The sequence below is a fragment of the Chthoniobacterales bacterium genome (assembly GCA_036569045.1).
GTDB lineage: Bacteria > Verrucomicrobiota > Verrucomicrobiia > Chthoniobacterales > JAATET01 > JAATET01.
Genome location: DATCRI010000048.1, coordinates 23,688 through 39,571, shown reverse-complemented (window position 1 = coordinate 39,571; position 15,884 = coordinate 23,688). Strand labels below are relative to the sequence as shown.

Below are 15,884 nucleotides of genomic sequence, written 5' to 3'. Positions count from 1 at the left end.
CGGGTTCTTGGTATGAAACTCGGCTTCGATTTACCCGATCACGATTATAGGCTCTGGGCAAAGGAGGCCCAGCCGGTGGGATGTCTCCTCGCGCATGTCGCATTCCTCCGGGATATAAAGTCTCCCGGACTCGGGTGACTTGAAGCAAACGTCTGCTTCATCGGGGTAATCTTGAAGGGCGGAGATGAATTCTAGTTTAGTCATGGCATCTACGCCACGGCGTCATCTTCGTTTTCTTCGTTCCAACCCCGAAGCCATCCAATATCCCACTCTTCAGCCAACGCTTTGAACGGATTTGAGTAGTTTTCGACGCCTTCTTGAAAGGCCTCGTATCCCTGTTGTTCGGGTGTGAGTTCCATGCTTCTCCGTTGGGGTCAAAAAATGAAATTCCCCAAAGGAACGCGGAGTTCCGCGCTCGATTGGAGAAATTGGGGAGACAGTTACAGCCAACCTTTGCGTTGAGCGAAGGTGGTCCGTTCATACAAATCGTGGAGGTATTCGCCCTTCTCTCCGTCGCTCCAATCATCCTTCGCGAGGGCGTAGTTCCAGAAACTTTGGAGAGCCTTTTCAAGAGGAGTCTCTTTCGTTTTCGCTTGGCCTTCCTCCTCGTCGATCGCCTCGGGAGCTTCGAGTTGCGGTTTGGGAATTCGGATAATTCTCAATGCAGCATGCAGTGAGTTGATCTCGGTGAGCTGCTCGACCTCCGCACGGTGTGCGTAGATTTGGAGATAGTCGGTGGCAGTCCGAGAGGAAAAAACCTCGTTGATTCCGCTTTGCTCGAACCAATCGAAAAATTCCCGGGCGATGATCTTTGTTGGATCTTCTCCCTGCGATTGAAGTTCGAGAACCTTGAGGGCGACTTGCTCGTGCTTCTTTGGAAATTCCTTTTCCAAAAACGCCAGATGAGCATCGAGCATTCCCTGTCGACGATTTTGAAGTAGCTCTCCAATCCGTATCCCGCGTTGCAGGAAGCCACGGCCAGCCGCGAGAAATTCGCACTGGCTTTGAAGATGGAGAGTTTTGATTTCGGAGACGACTTCAGGAGTAGTCGTTACGCTGCCTTCTTGAGTTGTTGTGAGGCTAGATTCCATGATGCTGTGAGATGGTTGTTTGTTTCTTCGTGGACCCAAGCGGCGCGTTCAGCGCATTGCTTTGAATACCGCTCCTCAGCTGCGGTCAAAAAGTCGGGCTGCCTCGATTTGAACTCGGTGACCTGTTTGTTTATCGCCGCCCGCGAGAGGCCAAAAAACTTGCCGACCTTCTCGCCGGACCATGGGTGTTTCTTGATGGCGATTAGCAAGATATGTCCCAAAATCTTCCAGCGGCGGAGTTTGGAGGCCGCGAGCGCGTAAGCGATTTCGACTGCGATTTGAATCACGTCGAAGGACGATTCCGCATTGAGTGCTTTGTAGGCTCTCGCGAGATTTGCCTTTGCCTCGGGGGTGATCGTCCCGCCGCCTTCGATGATTGCGTCTGCTAGAACGTCGATTGGATCTTCGACGTATTCCTCGGGCTTGTAACTCGCGAGGTTTGATTCGGCTGCGTCGATGTCTCGCATATCAAAGAACAACGGGGGCGTTTGGATCGAAGGGGATTTTGCCGGCAGCGTCCTCGAAGCGGTTCCCATGCTCGTCTTCGAAGTAGCGACGGTCGTTCGAAGTGAACCGCTTTCTCAAAGGCGCACGAGCCGGAGCGGGGGCAGGTGGAAAGATCTTTTGTAGGAGCGTCTTCCGCTCAACGGAAAGAGCCTCAAGCTGGATTGCTTGAGGCTCTGTGATCTCGACGAGAAATCCGTTTTGCGCAGAGGACGGGCGGGCCGTCAGCAGGATTTCTGAATGCAGGTCGAGAGTGCGGGAATGATTTTGCAGGAGAGTTTCTTTGTCAGTCATGCGGCCATTGTCCCACCCCGCATCCTCAATCCATAAAAATGAATAAATTCATTTCATTTAGCGTGGCCCTCGGGGGCTCTCAGGTTTGCCAATCGCGTAATCGAGCTTGGATTTTACGAGGCTCAAAAGCTGATGCTGAATCTCGTCAGCAACGGAGCGAGTCACTGGCACGTTTGAGGACGTGTAGATCCGGTAGGCCTTAAACGCCAAGCGGAGCGGCAGGCGTGCAGCTGGCGGAATGGCCGCCCAGAGGGCGCGGTCGAGCAGCTCGGCGACGGTATGTCCGAGCAAATGAATCGCTTTCTTCCGGCGTTTGCCTTTGGCCTTTGCGGCATACTGCGCGGTTCTTTCGACCACTCGCAGGCGCGGATAAACATCCTGCTCAATTTCCTTTTTCTCGCGGTAGTTTTCTTTGGCTTTGGCGTATTCAGCGGAGAGTCCACGCTGCCGGAAAAATTCTTCGGTGAACGAGTCGAGTTCGTCGGCGATCTCGATGGTTAGCAGGCGCTTTCCGGCTCTCGATGGCCGTGAGAGGTTTTGGGAAACTTGTCGAGCGACTTCTTCGTCCAGGAGACCCGGAAACTCACGCATGATCCGGTGGCCGCCAACGTCTCTCGATGACGGCGTATAGAACCGAGATTTTGGGTGAAGGAAGCCATGCGTGCTTCCCGACTCGAAATCGTAGGTTTGAGCTACCGAGCTATGCCAGTGAGGCACTGCGCTGTCCCAATGGGCCGAAACGCTCCACGACATCCGACCCGAGACATCCTTTGTAGTCGTTGCCACGATGCCCGCCCCGCCTTTCATGTAGGCCAGAAAATCTTCCTGGGGCAACTTGGAGAGGACTTCTACTGCCCAAGGCGGTGCAGTGCTTACGAGGCTATGAGCAGCATGCTTTGGGAGTTTGCGGAGTTTCACCGTTCCGCCCGCGACAATGTCTTTGTAGCCACGGCGACCGTTTGCAAGTGCGACCAGCTCCCGCATGAGCGGCTCGCCGTCGTCAGGTTGAGCGTAAAGTGCCGGTATCCTCTTTCCGGGCTTCGTCGCCCACGCGTCATTCTCGGCCTGATCGCGGCCGACTCGAAAAACAATGCCGTCTCCATTGAGCGGCGTGGCAGGTTTGAAGGTGCCGCTGAGGACGCCTCCACCTGCTTCGCGGACGAAGTTGGGGACGGGAATAAAGTCCGAGCGCTCACGGGAGCGTTTCTCGGCTTTGTCAGTTTTGTGCTTCTTACCGACTGCGTCGTGTAAGCCAGCGTCGAGGTTGAGTGTGCGAGGCATGCCCCTACCGGGGCGTCAAATGATAGTGATAATGATGGGGCGAGATAAAAAAATGTCTTACAACATTTTTGCCCCTTGTTCCGCCCCTATGGGCGGCCCTTCGGTTACTCGTTTATCCCCCCATCATTCTCGATCTTCCTGCCTCGCACGGATAACGTCACCACATGGGCAACTACACTTTCGACATCATGCAAAACAGCGGAGGCTTGGACTATTCGCTGGTTCTCACGGAATACAGCGGCGGCGAACACGGTCCGAAGCTTGGAGCAACCTTCCTCGAGCCCGAGGAGATCGACGAAGTTTTCGACAGGCTCATCCAAGACATTAACGCGGCCCGGCAAAAGGCGATGGACCTGCAAATCTGGATTCCAAAGAAAGACAAGGAATGAACCGCAAGCAATTCATCGAATCCCTTGGCGGCGAGTATTGGCCTTGGGCTTGGTCCTTTTCTTTTCCCGAAGAACGTTTGGTTATTTTCCCCGCTTGGGATGTTCACGAAAAGGGCGGAACCTGCGAGATCCTGTCCGAAGGCTGGCGTCTCACGAATGCTGGAACCACCAATGCCGCCTACAGCCGAGCACGAAAGCACATCGCCCTTGTGGAGGATGAAGGCTGGGAGCTGAAGACATTCGTTCAATACAAGGGTGGCGAAGATCCCGAAACGGGGACATGGCAGATCGGAGGGATTGAACCCCACTTGGAAACACGTCGGCTTTCTCACGTTGGACCTTCGTGGTTTGCCATTTCCGCTGATGCAGTCGATCCCGTTATTCCCGAGGAGCTGTCCGAGTCGGAGGAGGCTCAGACGACCGAAGGAGCAAAGAGCCAGGTAACCGTTAATGTTTACGAGCGAAGTCCTGAAGCCCGTCTCAAATGCTTGGCCCACTACGGCCGGTCGTGTGCGGTTTGTGACTTTAATTTTGGGGAAGTGTTTGGTCCGCACGGCGAAGGCTTCATCCATGTCCACCACCTGATTCCCGTCTCCCAAAGAGGTGGTGAATACGTTGTCGATGCGATTAACGATCTACGACCCGTTTGCCCGAACTGCCACGCCATGATTCATCGGACCCGGCAACCGCTGACCATTGAGGCGCTGCGGTACCTTCGGGAGAAGATTCAGGTTGCGAGAGTGACCGCAGGAGCCAGATAAGCACGCTACCCTTGCGCGATTTTGGGGATTTGAGACCCTTGCCCCATGACCTCTAAAATCAATTACTACGGCAAGGATTACGAAATCACTTATCCGGACACGGCTGAGATCAACCCAGCAACCAATCGTCGAGAAGGCGTCTTCGTCGTGAATCCTGGTGGCCACAGTGTGAAGCTCCCGATCCCTGAGGAATCGACAACTGTTGAAATCGCCGAGGCCGTATTGTCCGCCGTTGGTCTTGGCCGCAGCCGCCTTTAGGCGCTGCCAGCTCCTTTGGTAGGCCAGCCGCCCCGGCTTCGCCGGTTCGAGACCGCCTCCAAAGTCGCACCTCAAAAAAGAGGAAAACATGAGTTAAGTTACTGTAAGCGAAGAGTTTCGCAGAAACCCTTCGCACATGTAGCACCTGAAAACAAAAGTCTCTATAGAGAAAAAATTTAGAAATTTTATATATAAGGCTCCTTTGGGAGACAGGTGCTGTAGGTGCGACGACTCTTTGTAAGAGGCTCGTTTAGAGCTGCTTACGGTAGTCGCACCTCAGGCGCAGGTGCGACAAATCGGGGCACGAAAAAGCCCCCAGCCACCGCGCAAGCGGCAACCGGGGGCTCCCTGACGAAACTTCGGTCGGCTCAGGCCGCCAGTTTTTGGGCGTTGGTGGATTCGACGCGGTAGATCGAGGACCGCACACGTCGGTAGCGGAGAACCTGCCCGCCGCACGGACGGTCTATCCAACGGGCAAGAATGCGGCCGAGGATTGTCTGTGCCGATTTTGGCGATCTGGCGTTTGTGAGGGCATCGACGAACAGCTCACGCTTCTCGGCTAGTTTGACCAAGTTTCGCGTGTCCCACTCGCCTCGGGCAGCGGCATCGCAGTCTTCCTCCGCCACCATCTTGAGTGCGACCGGATCGGCCATTGCTTTGAGCAACTCGACGACATACTCCCGTTCGTCGTTCGCTTTTCGGTCGTTGACCAAAGCGAGATCAGAGAACCCTGCGTGGACCACGACGGAACCCGCAAGAGCATACCACGAGCGGTAATCCTCCGGCATGTGTTTGCGGACAACCATTTCCTTTTGCCCACTTTTGACCCAGTCGCGGATGAGTGCCCAAATGGCCGCGCAATATTGCCGTCGAAGTCCAAACATCGCGGAGTCGTTCAGCTCGTTCTTGAACTCCCGCATTTCCGGATTTTCTTCGTTCGATTTGAGTCGAACCGTTCGGAAGCGTCGGGCGACTCCCAAATCCAATCTAAGATCTACGCCGGTGATGATAATTTTCATGGCCCCTTCGAGCGCACCACCCATCTTGCTTGAAACGAGAACGCGCTTGTCATGGACGAAAGTCGTCATGGCCGCTTCGATGGGACCGCCGGAAACGCGCCGGACGGAATTGTCAAAGAAGGCCAATGTCTGCCCCCCACGCAACATTGCATGGGTGGTCTTGCTCATTTCATCCATGCCGCTCGGCATGTCGATTTTGGGAGCAACTCCGAGTGGGAGAGCGGCGAGTTTTCCGAAGCGTGTTTTGCCTGCCCCAACGGTATTTCCGACAACCGCGAGGCCAGGGAACAAGGCTCCATGGGGTAGCAGTTGCTCGCCCATGAGCGCGACGCTGTAGCCGATCCCTAGAGAGGTGGCGTCGTTGTCGGCGTAGGGAAATTCGCTGTAGAGGCTCTTCAGGAGCTCTCTCGCGAACTGCACTGGCATGTCAGTTTCATACTCAAACTCGTTGAGTGTGAGTGTGCGGGACTGACGATCGTAACCGACCGGCAAGAGAACCACACGGCCATCTTCACGGCGAACGGGAAGCCGGAGCTTGTTCAAACGGTCGATGGGTGGAAGGGCCGTGCGAACCGTCGCGCTGGCGTAGATGAGCTTGGCGCGATCTTGGCTGACCGGCTCGGCTCGGAACCCGTATTCCTTCGGCGGTTCCAAGTCTTTCTCCTTCCGGGCCTCCTTTCGGTTTTCTTTGGATTCGTCAGTCTCGACCATCGAGCCGACGTAGATCCTAAATTCGCTGAGTGCCGTTCGCAGCCCTTCGGCGTTGATCTCCTCGAGGGCGATTTTACCGTCTCTACGGTATTCAACTACCATGTTCAGGCGACCACCGCGCAGATAGCAACCGCGCCGGGCCAACTCAAATGCAATGACCTTGAGCGCCGGTAGATCATCTTCTTTGCCCCAGATCACGTCGCAGCGGATCGCAGCAAGCACGTCCCAATTCTGTAGGGCTTGTGCGGCCCAGTTTTTGGGGACGTTTTTGAGTTCGATCTTCTTGCGGGCGGCGTAGCGACGGGCGCGGGTGTCCAGCCAATCCGGGGTGACCTCGATTTCCTCGGCATTCGCACCTTTGGGCATCCAGTAGACGCGGCCTTGGCGGTGGCGAAAGTGGTGCTTAGCCATGATCTCGCCGACACATGCCCAGGCACCGCGGAATTTGAAATCCAGCTTGGTCTTGCAGCAGTTCGGGGTTGTCTGGTCTTCCTCTGCGTCCGTCCGGTCTTCAGGGCGCACGAGGCTGAGATAGCGTTTTGATTTATCTTCCATTTGTTCGGCGGAAGATCAGCCGTTGTTTTCGTCAGGGTTCATTTTCAGGGTGTGTTAGTGCTCTTCCTCGCTAGGCTCCTCGGGCTCATATAGAGCATCCGCGATTTCTGTTTCCCGCTCTTCGAGTAAGAGCGGATCGGTTTCGACGTCGTCTAGTTCGGCGATCATCTTAGTGTCCCTCGTTATGAGCTTTGATGCGGCGGGTGAGACCCGAGCGCGTGGCGTAGAGTGAACCGGCGATTTCGATCGTGGGATCGTCTTCGCCGCATTTGCGGAGGAGCTTGCTGAGCACGCCCTGATTGATGCCGGTCGCGGACTCGATTTGAACCTGCTTTGCGACATATTCGCCCGATTTTTCGTGCCGTAGCCAGTCGACTAGGTCGAGGCGGCGCGGATCGACAATCGTGCGTCGTCGCCCGGGTTTAAGTGTTTCTGTTTTCATGGTTTAGGAGTTGATGTAGGTTAGGATTGCCGTGAAGTAGACGGTGGGTGTTAGGATTAGTGCTGTGAAGCAAGCGGATGCCCAAAAGGCCGAGTTAGCTGCAACGAGGGCGGATTTGGTTGAGGTGCTCATGGCTTAGAGTTCTTCGAGGTTGTTGAGGCGGGCGGTAACTTCGCGGCTGAGGATTGCGAGTTCCTGTTGTAGTTTCTCTTTTGCCGTTTCAGCGGCGGCGAGTTGCTCAGTGAGTTTGATGATGTTTTCCATGGCTTTAGGTGTTATCCTTGTGACTCTTCGCAAACGCTGGCGTCGACTTCTCCGAGCGATTTGCCTTCCTGTTCGATCTCGTCGCGAGTTGGATAGTCTCCCTCGTGATAGATTTCCGTGTTTTCGTTTGAGGCGTAATTATAGTCCCCCGAGAAGTCTCCGGAGTTGGCGAAAAAGGCCTTGCGCTCGGCGGCGCGGAAAAGGGCCTGGTCGTCTTCGGAGAGGTCGTAGAATGCTGTCATTTTCATTTTAGTTAGTTAGGTTTAGGTTTCTGATTCGGGTTTTCAGGAAAACAAAAAACCCGATTTCTGAACCCCCTTGCGGAGAGTCAGAAATCGGGCATCTATTGATTGCGATTTCGGGTTCGGCTCTTTCTCTGAGCCTAGCTAACTTTCGTTAGCTTATTCGTGCTGTGTTTTCTTTATGTCATTTTCGTGGTTCTGGTGTCGTTGCGATGGGATATATATATAGCAGACGTTTTCACCGCGCAACAATTATTTTCATAATATTTTCATTTCCAACGCTTTGGGGAAATTTTGGGGAAATTCTAGTGTAGAGATTCGAGAATTTATCACTTAGCGGCCTCTTTTCGCACCCTCGGGACGAATTTGTCAGATTGAAACCGGCAGAAAATTTACGGTTTGGGCCAATTCGGAGCGAGCGTGCGGACGTGCTCGATGTCCTCGTTGTAAATCATGAACAGCTTGCCCTCGATGAGAATCTCCCAGGTGGGCTCTTCACCGTCCGGACGTGGTTCCCCAGCCCAATATCGCTCGATACAACTCCGGTCTCTGGTTGCGTAATATTCGTTAAACCAGAAGGTCTCTACTTTTGCAGGGGTGCGTTCGTGGACCACGATGACCGGGAAAACAAACATTTTGTCAGCATCTCCCTTCGCTAACATTTGTATGATGTGTTTTTTGCCGGCGTCGTTAGCTTCTGCGACCCACAAACAACAAAGTCGGCTTGGGGCGTTGGGGAATAAAGCTCGTCGCATCTCCTCGAAAGCTAACTCGACTTCTCCGAGGTCGATTAGTCTGGCATTCCCAGCCACGTTAACTTCCCGGCCATTCGGAAGTTTGAATGGAATGCCGGCACGAGCATGTGCGGCCTGACTAACCACAAAGCTCGCTCGGGGCGTTGTTAGTCCCGGCGTGAAGGATGGCTGTCTCAGCAGATCGAACGGGGCATTACGAATTCCCCGTTGTTTGAAGAAGAGTTCGGAGCTGGTAATCGCTTCAAACTCCGAGGACATCACTTCGCCTTTCTCCGCCCACTTGTCACAGGCCGCTCCGTTCGCGATTTTGATTCCGTGGAGGTAAGGCGTTTGCGCCTGAAGCACCGGGCGAACGTCTCCACGCTCGATGGCCGCTTTGAGTTCGTCACCTGTTGGGAAGCTCATGGGTTTGGAATCGCCGAGGTTTTGTGTAGGGTCCCCAGTATGCCAACTAGAGCGGACGTGATCGAGGCCCTTGAGTGTCTATGGGAAAAATACCCGGACATGCGCCTTGGGCAGCTCGTCACCTCTATCGCGGTTTTCGCGAGGGGAGAAGATGGACCGTCCCAACTTTGGGATCTCGAAAACGACGAGATTTTCGAGACGATCCACAAGCACCTCGGTTAGTAGCGAATAAGGTAGCTACTCAACTTGGGCGCAGGCGAAACGTCACTCGTCTTCTTGCACCACCGGCGGCCGTCGTGGAACTCGCACCCAAGGGCGATCGTTTCCCATTTCATGCCCCTCTCGTATCGGTAGGCCCATCCAAACTTGGATTACTCACCACCGCACGGCGTCATCGAGGGCGGACAGGCCTACGTGATTGAAGAGTCGTTGATGGCCGAATCCGATGAAGTTTTGGAAGATGGACCGGCGACGTTGAGCTACGCGGGAAAGACCTTTGAAGTCGTTGTCACCGTGCCGGAATATCCCGATCCGGATGCGGAGGAAGACGCCGTCGATGAACCGGCCGCCTGTGAGATTCTGATCGATTACAGCAGCGAAGGCGGGCTCGAAAAGCTCGCCCAAGAGCTGGGACTCATCTAGCGCTCCACCCGCCCTCTCCTTCGGCTTTCGCCTTGGATTCAATGGCCCTAAGCTTGTCGAGGTAATCGCGGCTGCTTGTGCCGCCGGGTAGCGTGATCCGTTTGCCGTAGATACGGGCAAGTCCGTTTGCCACAAGCAATTCTCCGAGGTCGCCTTGAGGCGTAGAAATCCGAGCGTAGTAGCGTTGGCGTGAGCTAGCCCCAGGCGCTTTCTGCCAACACGTCCACACCGTGAACGCCTTGGCGAGGGTCTTTGAGGAGAATGTGGCGGCTTCGTCGCCCAATTGAAGAGCGCGGGTCGTCGAAACGCCAAAATACTTGGACTGATCGGCGATGCGCTCGGGGTATCGCTGATCGGCCGAGTCCTCCGGCGTGTCCACGAAGTAGAGCCGGAAAACACGGAAGGTTTTTGGTGCGATGCGGACAAGAAAGCTGTCCCCGTCGCGGTAGCCGTCTTCGACGAGCGAGCAGTTCTCGATTTTCTCCCACTGCGGTTCCGCCGCGAGGGCTATCGCAGGAAAGATCAAAAGAAAAATCAAGCAGCGCATAACGGACAGTTGTAGAAAAATTCCGACAGATTTTCTCGCACGATTCCTTGCGAAAACACCTCCTTGGATGCACCATCTCGCCATGTTCGGCAATCTGACCTCAATCGAACTCTGCGCAGGGGGTGGCGGGCAAGCACTCGGAGTCGAAAAAGCTGGCTTTCAGCATTTGGCAGTCGTCGAACTCAACAAACATGCTGCGCAGACTCTCCGCGATAACAGACCTGAATGGAATGTAGTCGAAGAAGATCTTAAAACGTGGAGTGCATCCGATTTCAAAGGCGTTGACCTGCTCGCCGCGGGACTTCCGTGCCCGCCATTCTCCAAAGCCGGCAAACAGCTAGGAGATCAAGACGAACGCAATCTCTTTCCAGCGGCGTTTCGTATCATCAAAGAATGTCGCCCGTCGGCGATCATGATCGAAAACGTCCGGGGGCTTCTTGATGCAGTCTTTCTAGATTTTCGCTCTCAATTCCAAAAACAGCTCAAGCGTATCGGATACGAATCCGACTGGAAGCTTTTCAACGCTTCCGATTTTGGAGTTCCGCAGTTGCGCCCACGCGTCGTTTTTGTCGCGATGAAGAAGGACTTGTTCCCGCACTTCGAGTGGCCAGAGCCAACCGTAACGAAGAGAACCACTGTCGGCAAATCGCTCTACCCTTTGATGTCCTCGTGTGGCTGGAAGGGCGCCAAAGAATGGGCGAAAAATGCCGATGAAATAGCTCCAACCTTGGTCGGGGGTAGCTTCAAGCATGGGGGCCCTGATCTTGGGCCCACTCGTGCCAAACGGGCTTGGGCGGAACTAGGTGTAAATGCAATCTCTCTAGCCAACGAACCTCCCCCACCGGATTACGTGGGGATGCCCCGCCTCACCGTCGAGATGTGCGCCGTTCTGCAAGGCTTTCCTACCTCGTGGAAATTTTCCGGAAAAAAAACCAACGCTTACCGTCAAGTTGGCAATGCTTTCCCACCTCCGGTGGCCGAGGCAGTAGCTCTCAAGATCAAAGAAGCATTCGCGAGCAGCGCCCAACTCCAGCTCGCGATATGACAGAGCCGCTGTTCGAAGAGCAGAGGGCCTCTTTTCATGCCGCCCTACTCAAGGGTCCCCTCAGTTTCGACGGAAACGTCTGGGCGAATGCTGACAAACGGAATAAATCGAGTTCCAGTCTGGCGGCTGGCATTGCCGCCCGAATCATCGAAGACCCTGAAACGCGGGACAAGCAGGCCGGACAAACATCCGGCGCGGAGTTTGAAGTCGCTGTTTGCGATTACATTCGCACTTGCTTCGAGAAGCTGCCTCACCTCCGCCCAGGTCGCTGGAACTTTTATGTAAAAGACGCGGCTGCCCTCTCGCGTTTCGAACAATACGCCCACTTGGCCGAGATTGAACGCCTTGCAAAGGAACATGAGGAACTGAAAGTCGTTTTGGGAAACGACTACCTCATCAAACCTGACATTTTAGTGTCCAGGGAGCCTGAAACAGACCGATTCATCAATCGAGATGAATGGCTGGTAAACGATGACGTTGCCATACGTGCATCAATCCGATCCGACAAGAGTCCCTTCGAGGTTCTTCACGCATCGGTATCCTGTAAGTGGACGATACGGAGCGACCGATCTCAAAACTCCAGAACCGAGGCGCTCAATCTAATCCGTAATCGAAAGGGGCATCTCCCTCACATAGCCATCGTATCGGCAGAACCTCTGCCGAGTCGATTAGTGTCCGTTGCCCTCGGAACGGGCGACATCGACTGCATGTATCACTTTGCCCTTCCAGAGTTGCAGCAGTCCCTCGAAGAATTCGGCTTGGAAGACCAAGCAGATCAGTTACGCACACTGGTCGATGGGAAACGTTTGAAGGACATTTCAGATCTCCCGCTCGACCTAGCAGTTTGACCGCTGTGGCGGACGCGGTTACTTCCGAAACCCGTTCGCGGATGATGGCCGCGATTCGTTCTAAGGGGAACAAGTCCACTGAAATAGCGCTGATCATTCTGATGCGTAGCTCGGGATTGAGCGGATGGCGGCGCAACTCGATGCTCCCCGGCAAACCAGACTTTATTTTTCCCCGTCCCCGAGTGGCAATTTTCGTCGATGGATGTTTCTGGCATGGGTGCCCGAAGTGCTTTGTTCCGCCGAAATCTCGGCAGGAATACTGGGAGCCGAAAATTGCGCGAAATAAAAAGCGGGATCGCCGAGTAAAGCAAGATCTCGAATTGAGCGGGTGGAAAGTCGTCCGCGTGTGGGAACACGAATTCAAACAGCCAACCCGGCTAATCGGTAAGCTCCGTCGAGTTATTTGCGAGCGGCTCCGACGAGCTTGAGACGGCCCATTCTCGCTCGCTGCTTCACTCACGTTTGTCCCTCCGGCGGAACGAATAACTCCCGACGTTTCAAACACGATAGGCTACGCCTTGGGGTCGCTTCGCTTTGAAAGTGACTCCGGGCTTTGCCCTCCGTGTTGCCGCCGGCCTCTCGCTCCGTCTGCGACTTCGACTCGCCCGACTTTGTCGGCTCTCCGCGTCAAGACTCTCCAAAATTCTGAGAACTAGGCCGCCGCCCGGGGTTCCCTCCTACGTTCTCCATTCAGAATTTGTGCTGCGCTTCGCTTGGCCTTGACCCGCCGGGCTTTGGCGGCCCGCTCGAACACCGTGGATTCTCGCTCTTGGGAAAATTGTTATGACAACAATTCCCAAGACCTCGAACCCCCTCCGTGTGGTTCTTTCACGAATCGGCGAACCTTCTCTGGCCCACTACGGGGCAGCGAGAACACCTCTCAATGAGCCGCAGGAAGCGGCGAAATTCTGGAGGGACATTGTCTCTCCGGAACCTTCGTTCGAAGCCGACAAGGAACATTTGGTTGCCGTGTTAGTGGACACCAAACTTCGCCCCACGGGTTACCACATCATCAGCGTTGGCAGTCTGAATGAAGCAATCGCGCATCCCCGCGAGATCATGAGGGCCGCAGTTGTTGCTAGCGCCTACGGCCTTGTATTGATGCACAACCATCCGTCTGGCGACCCCGCCGCGAGCGAGGCAGACCACCGCGTTACCCGCCGCGTGAGCGAGGCAGCAGACATCTTGCAGATTCGCTTTTTGGACCACGTCATCATTGGCGACAGCACCCATTTTTCGTTCCGGGAAGGAGGGCTCCTGTAATGAACTCCGACGAAATCTTTGGCGAACCCATCTCGATCTATACGCGAGCGCAAGCCCTCGCAGACGGCATGCTTGTTGATGTCACCAGCACCGCGAGGGAAGCGGGCTGGCGCTGGCCCGTGGCAGTTACCGCCGCCCTTTGGCAAGTCGTCGAGACAATTCCCTCGCGACATTCCTACCAATCCGCAGAGGGCCGCTTGTGGGATGTCGTGTGGATGGCGAGCAGAGCAGCGAAGGCATCACGGGGCGGCGATCGTCTCGCGTTTGAGCTCATCATGCACCGCGATTCCACCAGGAAAAAATACGTGCATCTCATCGCCCACGTTGGGCCGGGGGATGATCCGTCCCCCGTGGTGACCATCGGATTCCCGGAGGACTTCTAAAAATGTGCCCTAAACTTTTTAGCACACCTTTTCCTAGCACACCCCATCCGAGAAAAACCCTCGGATGGGCTTGGTTAAATGGTCGGGCTGACAGGATTCGAACCTGCGACCTCCTCGTCCCGAACGAGGCGCTCTACCAAGCTGAGCCACAGCCCGTGAAAGCGAGGAACATGCGTGGATTCCCCCGCCAGCGCAATCGAAATTTCCCGCGATTGCGGCACGGAATTCGCTCCCTACCCCGCGCACGATGCCTCTCCAGCTTGTCAGCGCGCTTGGAATTGTCGCGCTCATCGCCTTTACGTGGATCTGCTCGACCCGGCGCGACCGCTTTCCGTGGCGAACGGTGATCAGTGGCCTGGTGCTCCAGATTCTGTTCGCCGCGCTCATTCTCAAGACCTCGTTCGGCGAAGGCGTCTTCGGCGCCGCGCGCGCGGCCATCAACCAGATCAGCCTCTTCGCCCAGCAGGGCGCGGCAATGGTCTTTGGCCCCCTCGCCGACCAGGGCGCCGTGAATCGCGGACTCGGCGGAGGCGGCGTCATTTTCGCCATCACGATCACCGCGATCATCATCGTCGTCTCGGCGCTTTCCACGCTTCTTTACCACTACGGCGTGCTGCAGCGGGCGGTGCACGGGGCGGCGTGGGTGATGCAGCGGGTGATGCGAACCACCGGCAGCGAAAGCCTTGCCGCGGCCGGCAATATCTTCCTCGGCCAGACGGAGGCCGCGCTGATCATCCGTCCCTACCTGCCGCACATGACGGCGAGCGAACTGCACGCCCTGATGGTCACCGGCATGGCAACCATCGCGACTTCGGTCTTCGCCGTCTACGCGCAGATGGGCATCGAAGCCGGCCACCTGCTCGCGGCGTCCGTGATGAGCGCGCCCAGCGGACTGCTCGTCGCCAAGATCCTGCTCCCCGAAACGCGCGAGAGCGAAACTTCGGCCACGCATTCCACGACCGTGCCGCGCACCTCCGTGAACGGGATCGACGCCCTCTGCCGGGGCGCCGCGGAGGGGATGTCTCTCGCGATCAACGTGCTCGCAATGCTCATCGCCTTCGTCGCCGTCGTGGCGCTCGCAAACGCCCTCTTCGGCTCGCTTCAGCATCTCTTCGGCTTCAAGGATGCCATCACGCTCGAGCACGTTTTTGGCTGGGTGAACTGGCCGTTCGCATGGGTGATGGGCGTGCCGGCCGCCGATTGCGCCGCCGTGGGGCAGGTGCTCGGAAAGCGCATCGTGCTCAACGAATTCGTCGGCTTTCTCGACCTGGCCGCGCTGAAGGAACAACTCACGCCCCGCAGCTTCACGCTCGCGACCTACGCGCTCTGCGGCTTCGCAAACTTCTCGAGCATCGCGATCCAGATCGGCGGAATCGGCGCCCTCGTCCCCGAGCGCCGGGGCGAACTCGCAAGCCTCGGCCTGCGCGCCATGGTCGGCGGGTTGCTTGCGAGCTACCTCACGGCCAGCATCGCCGGAATGTTCATTTAATCCTCGAGCAGATCCGGCCGGCGCTCGCGCGTGAGCGCCCGCGCCTGCTCGAGACGCCATTTCTCGATGGCCGCGTGATTGCCCGAGAGCAGCACGTCCGGCACTCGCCAGCCTTCGTAATCCACGGGCCGCGTATAGTGCGGGTGATCGAGCAGCCGCCCGCCTTCGCCGTTGCCGAAGGAATCCTGTTCCGCTGAATCTGCGTCGCCCAGCACGCCGGGGATCAGCCGCACGACGGCATCCGTCACCACCAGCGCGGCGAGCGCGCCATTCGTCAGCACGTAGTCGCCGATGGAAATTTCGTCGTCGACGAGATGATCGGCCACCCGCTGGTCAACGCCCTCGTAGTGCCCGCAAAGCAGGATGACGTGCCGCTCGCGGGCGTATTCGCGAGCAATCGTCTGCGTGAACGGCCGCCCCTGCGGCGTCATGAGAACGACGCGCGTCTCCGGCGAGCGCAGGGCCTGCAGCGCGGCATGGATCGGCTCGATCTTCATCACCATGCCCGGCCCGCCGCCATAGGGCATGTCGTCCGCCTGACGATGCCGGCCGATCGCCCATTGGCGAAGATCGACGGCGTTAATTTCCGCCAGCCCCCGTTCACGCGCGCGCTTCATCATGCTCTCGCCGAGCGCGCCGTGGCAGATGCCGGGGAACAGGGTCAGGATATCGATCTTCACGCGTAATTCACCGGCT

Annotated in this window: 21 protein-coding genes and 1 tRNA gene; 9 read left to right on the top strand and 13 right to left on the bottom strand. The window is 56.4% G+C overall.

Annotation, left to right across the window (positions count from 1 at the left end):
- Window positions 1-209: 209 nt before the first annotated feature.
- From VIM61_09330 to VIM61_09310, 5 genes are all read right to left on the bottom strand, one after another.
- Window positions 210-359, bottom strand: coding sequence for a hypothetical protein (locus tag VIM61_09330; protein ID HEY8900601.1), 150 nt, complete (start codon window positions 357-359; stop codon window positions 210-212).
- A gap of 81 nt (window positions 360-440) precedes the next feature.
- Window positions 441-1,091: a hypothetical protein gene (locus VIM61_09325; GenBank protein ID HEY8900600.1), complete on the bottom strand. Its 651-nt coding sequence runs from the start codon at window positions 1,089-1,091 to the stop codon at window positions 441-443.
- Complete coding sequence (locus VIM61_09320; protein HEY8900599.1) at window positions 1,052-1,558, bottom strand: hypothetical protein; 507 nt, start codon at window positions 1,556-1,558, stop codon at window positions 1,052-1,054. Before VIM61_09320 ends, VIM61_09325 begins: the two co-directional genes overlap by 40 nt.
- A gap of 1 nt (window position 1,559) precedes the next feature.
- Window positions 1,560-1,889, bottom strand: a complete 330-nt coding sequence (locus VIM61_09315; GenBank protein ID HEY8900598.1) for a hypothetical protein — start codon at window positions 1,887-1,889, stop codon at window positions 1,560-1,562.
- 57 nt (window positions 1,890-1,946) lie between these two features.
- Window positions 1,947-3,170 carry a hypothetical protein gene (locus tag VIM61_09310; GenBank protein HEY8900597.1) on the bottom strand — a complete coding sequence of 408 codons (1,224 nt, stop codon included), beginning with the start codon at window positions 3,168-3,170 and terminating at the stop codon, window positions 1,947-1,949.
- Window positions 3,171-3,334: 164 nt separating this feature from the next.
- On the opposite strand from VIM61_09310, the gene VIM61_09305 reads away from it, so the two are divergent.
- The 3 genes from VIM61_09305 to VIM61_09295 are packed head-to-tail and all read left to right on the top strand — an operon-like array spanning window position 3,335 to window position 4,578.
- On the top strand, window positions 3,335-3,559 hold the full coding sequence (locus VIM61_09305; GenBank protein HEY8900596.1) for a hypothetical protein: 225 nt from the start codon (window positions 3,335-3,337) through the stop codon (window positions 3,557-3,559).
- Window positions 3,556-4,320, top strand: coding sequence for an HNH endonuclease (locus tag VIM61_09300; GenBank protein HEY8900595.1), 765 nt, complete (start codon window positions 3,556-3,558; stop codon window positions 4,318-4,320). The genes VIM61_09305 and VIM61_09300 overlap by 4 nt, the downstream gene beginning before the upstream one ends.
- A 45-nt stretch (window positions 4,321-4,365) precedes the next feature.
- Window positions 4,366-4,578 carry a hypothetical protein gene (locus VIM61_09295; protein HEY8900594.1) on the top strand — a complete coding sequence of 71 codons (213 nt, stop codon included), beginning with the start codon at window positions 4,366-4,368 and terminating at the stop codon, window positions 4,576-4,578.
- A gap of 368 nt (window positions 4,579-4,946) precedes the next feature.
- On the opposite strand, the gene VIM61_09290 is transcribed toward VIM61_09295, so the two are convergent.
- The 5 genes from VIM61_09290 to VIM61_09270 form a co-directional block, all read right to left on the bottom strand.
- Entirely contained in the window at window positions 4,947-6,863 is a 1,917-nt protein-coding gene (locus tag VIM61_09290; protein ID HEY8900593.1) for a hypothetical protein, read from the bottom strand.
- Between the two features lie 169 nt (window positions 6,864-7,032).
- Window positions 7,033-7,305 (bottom strand): hypothetical protein, encoded by a 273-nt coding sequence (locus VIM61_09285; GenBank protein HEY8900592.1) that lies wholly within the window; start codon window positions 7,303-7,305, stop codon window positions 7,033-7,035.
- Window positions 7,306-7,440: 135 nt separating this feature from the next.
- A complete protein-coding gene (locus VIM61_09280) occupies window positions 7,441-7,569 on the bottom strand; it encodes a hypothetical protein (GenBank protein HEY8900591.1) in 129 nt (42 codons plus the stop codon).
- 11 nt (window positions 7,570-7,580) lie between these two features.
- Window positions 7,581-7,811, bottom strand: coding sequence for a hypothetical protein (locus tag VIM61_09275; protein ID HEY8900590.1), 231 nt, complete (start codon window positions 7,809-7,811; stop codon window positions 7,581-7,583).
- Between the two features lie 392 nt (window positions 7,812-8,203).
- Window positions 8,204-8,971 carry a hypothetical protein gene (locus VIM61_09270; protein HEY8900589.1) on the bottom strand — a complete coding sequence of 256 codons (768 nt, stop codon included), beginning with the start codon at window positions 8,969-8,971 and terminating at the stop codon, window positions 8,204-8,206.
- A gap of 366 nt (window positions 8,972-9,337) precedes the next feature.
- Here VIM61_09270 and VIM61_09265 point away from each other — a divergent pair, with 366 nt between their 5' ends.
- On the top strand, window positions 9,338-9,613 hold the full coding sequence (locus VIM61_09265; GenBank protein HEY8900588.1) for a hypothetical protein: 276 nt from the start codon (window positions 9,338-9,340) through the stop codon (window positions 9,611-9,613).
- Here VIM61_09265 and VIM61_09260 read toward each other — a convergent pair.
- Window positions 9,606-10,160 carry a thermonuclease family protein gene (locus VIM61_09260; protein ID HEY8900587.1) on the bottom strand — a complete coding sequence of 185 codons (555 nt, stop codon included), beginning with the start codon at window positions 10,158-10,160 and terminating at the stop codon, window positions 9,606-9,608. The genes VIM61_09265 and VIM61_09260 overlap by 8 nt on opposite strands.
- A 67-nt stretch (window positions 10,161-10,227) precedes the next feature.
- On the opposite strand from VIM61_09260, the gene VIM61_09255 reads away from it, so the two are divergent.
- The 4 genes from VIM61_09255 (at window position 10,228) to VIM61_09240 (ending at window position 13,699) form a co-directional block, all read left to right on the top strand.
- Window positions 10,228-11,205, top strand: a complete 978-nt coding sequence (locus VIM61_09255) for a DNA cytosine methyltransferase (protein HEY8900586.1) — start codon at window positions 10,228-10,230, stop codon at window positions 11,203-11,205.
- Window positions 11,202-12,053, top strand: a complete 852-nt coding sequence (locus VIM61_09250; GenBank protein ID HEY8900585.1) for an NgoMIV family type II restriction endonuclease — start codon at window positions 11,202-11,204, stop codon at window positions 12,051-12,053. The genes VIM61_09255 and VIM61_09250 overlap by 4 nt, the downstream gene beginning before the upstream one ends.
- 783 nt (window positions 12,054-12,836) lie before the next feature.
- On the top strand, window positions 12,837-13,316 hold the full coding sequence (locus VIM61_09245; GenBank protein HEY8900584.1) for a JAB domain-containing protein: 480 nt from the start codon (window positions 12,837-12,839) through the stop codon (window positions 13,314-13,316).
- Window positions 13,316-13,699, top strand: a complete 384-nt coding sequence (locus VIM61_09240) for a DUF6573 family protein (protein ID HEY8900583.1) — start codon at window positions 13,316-13,318, stop codon at window positions 13,697-13,699. Before VIM61_09245 ends, VIM61_09240 begins: the two co-directional genes overlap by 1 nt.
- A 79-nt stretch (window positions 13,700-13,778) precedes the next feature.
- Here the strand turns inward: VIM61_09240 and VIM61_09235 are convergent.
- Window positions 13,779-13,855 (bottom strand) — tRNA-Pro (locus VIM61_09235).
- 91 nt (window positions 13,856-13,946) lie between these two features.
- Between VIM61_09235 and VIM61_09230 the strand changes: the two genes are divergently transcribed.
- Window positions 13,947-15,188: a nucleoside transporter C-terminal domain-containing protein gene (locus VIM61_09230; protein HEY8900582.1), complete on the top strand. Its 1,242-nt coding sequence runs from the start codon at window positions 13,947-13,949 to the stop codon at window positions 15,186-15,188.
- On the opposite strand, the gene trmD is transcribed toward VIM61_09230, so the two are convergent.
- The gene (gene trmD, locus VIM61_09225; GenBank protein HEY8900581.1) at window positions 15,185-15,868 is read right to left on the bottom strand and encodes a tRNA (guanosine(37)-N1)-methyltransferase TrmD; all 684 of its coding nucleotides are present in this window, start codon (window positions 15,866-15,868) and stop codon (window positions 15,185-15,187) included. The two genes, VIM61_09230 and trmD, sit on opposite strands and share 4 nt — an antisense overlap.
- Window positions 15,869-15,884: the final 16 nt, after the last annotated feature.

Coding starts and splice junctions, on each gene's coding strand:
- VIM61_09300 (HEY8900595.1), top strand. CDS start 3,556: ATGAACCGCAAGCAATTCATCGAATCCCTTGGCGGCGAGTATTGGCCT.
- VIM61_09240 (HEY8900583.1), top strand. CDS start 13,316: ATGAACTCCGACGAAATCTTTGGCGAACCCATCTCGATCTATACGCGA.
- VIM61_09320 (HEY8900599.1), bottom strand. CDS start 1,558: ATGCGAGACATCGACGCAGCCGAATCAAACCTCGCGAGTTACAAGCCC.
- VIM61_09285 (HEY8900592.1), bottom strand. CDS start 7,305: ATGAAAACAGAAACACTTAAACCCGGGCGACGACGCACGATTGTCGAT.
- VIM61_09295 (HEY8900594.1), top strand. CDS start 4,366: ATGACCTCTAAAATCAATTACTACGGCAAGGATTACGAAATCACTTAT.
- VIM61_09280 (HEY8900591.1), bottom strand. CDS start 7,569: ATGGAAAACATCATCAAACTCACTGAGCAACTCGCCGCCGCTGAAACG.
- VIM61_09250 (HEY8900585.1), top strand. CDS start 11,202: ATGACAGAGCCGCTGTTCGAAGAGCAGAGGGCCTCTTTTCATGCCGCC.
- VIM61_09245 (HEY8900584.1), top strand. CDS start 12,837: ATGACAACAATTCCCAAGACCTCGAACCCCCTCCGTGTGGTTCTTTCA.
- VIM61_09260 (HEY8900587.1), bottom strand. CDS start 10,160: ATGCGCTGCTTGATTTTTCTTTTGATCTTTCCTGCGATAGCCCTCGCG.
- VIM61_09310 (HEY8900597.1), bottom strand. CDS start 3,170: ATGCCTCGCACACTCAACCTCGACGCTGGCTTACACGACGCAGTCGGT.
- VIM61_09290 (HEY8900593.1), bottom strand. CDS start 6,863: ATGGAAGATAAATCAAAACGCTATCTCAGCCTCGTGCGCCCTGAAGAC.
- VIM61_09275 (HEY8900590.1), bottom strand. CDS start 7,811: ATGACAGCATTCTACGACCTCTCCGAAGACGACCAGGCCCTTTTCCGC.
- VIM61_09230 (HEY8900582.1), top strand. CDS start 13,947: ATGCCTCTCCAGCTTGTCAGCGCGCTTGGAATTGTCGCGCTCATCGCC.
- VIM61_09325 (HEY8900600.1), bottom strand. CDS start 1,091: ATGGAATCTAGCCTCACAACAACTCAAGAAGGCAGCGTAACGACTACT.
- VIM61_09255 (HEY8900586.1), top strand. CDS start 10,228: ATGCACCATCTCGCCATGTTCGGCAATCTGACCTCAATCGAACTCTGC.
- VIM61_09270 (HEY8900589.1), bottom strand. CDS start 8,971: ATGAGCTTCCCAACAGGTGACGAACTCAAAGCGGCCATCGAGCGTGGA.
- VIM61_09305 (HEY8900596.1), top strand. CDS start 3,335: ATGGGCAACTACACTTTCGACATCATGCAAAACAGCGGAGGCTTGGAC.
- VIM61_09315 (HEY8900598.1), bottom strand. CDS start 1,889: ATGACTGACAAAGAAACTCTCCTGCAAAATCATTCCCGCACTCTCGAC.
- VIM61_09330 (HEY8900601.1), bottom strand. CDS start 359: ATGGAACTCACACCCGAACAACAGGGATACGAGGCCTTTCAAGAAGGC.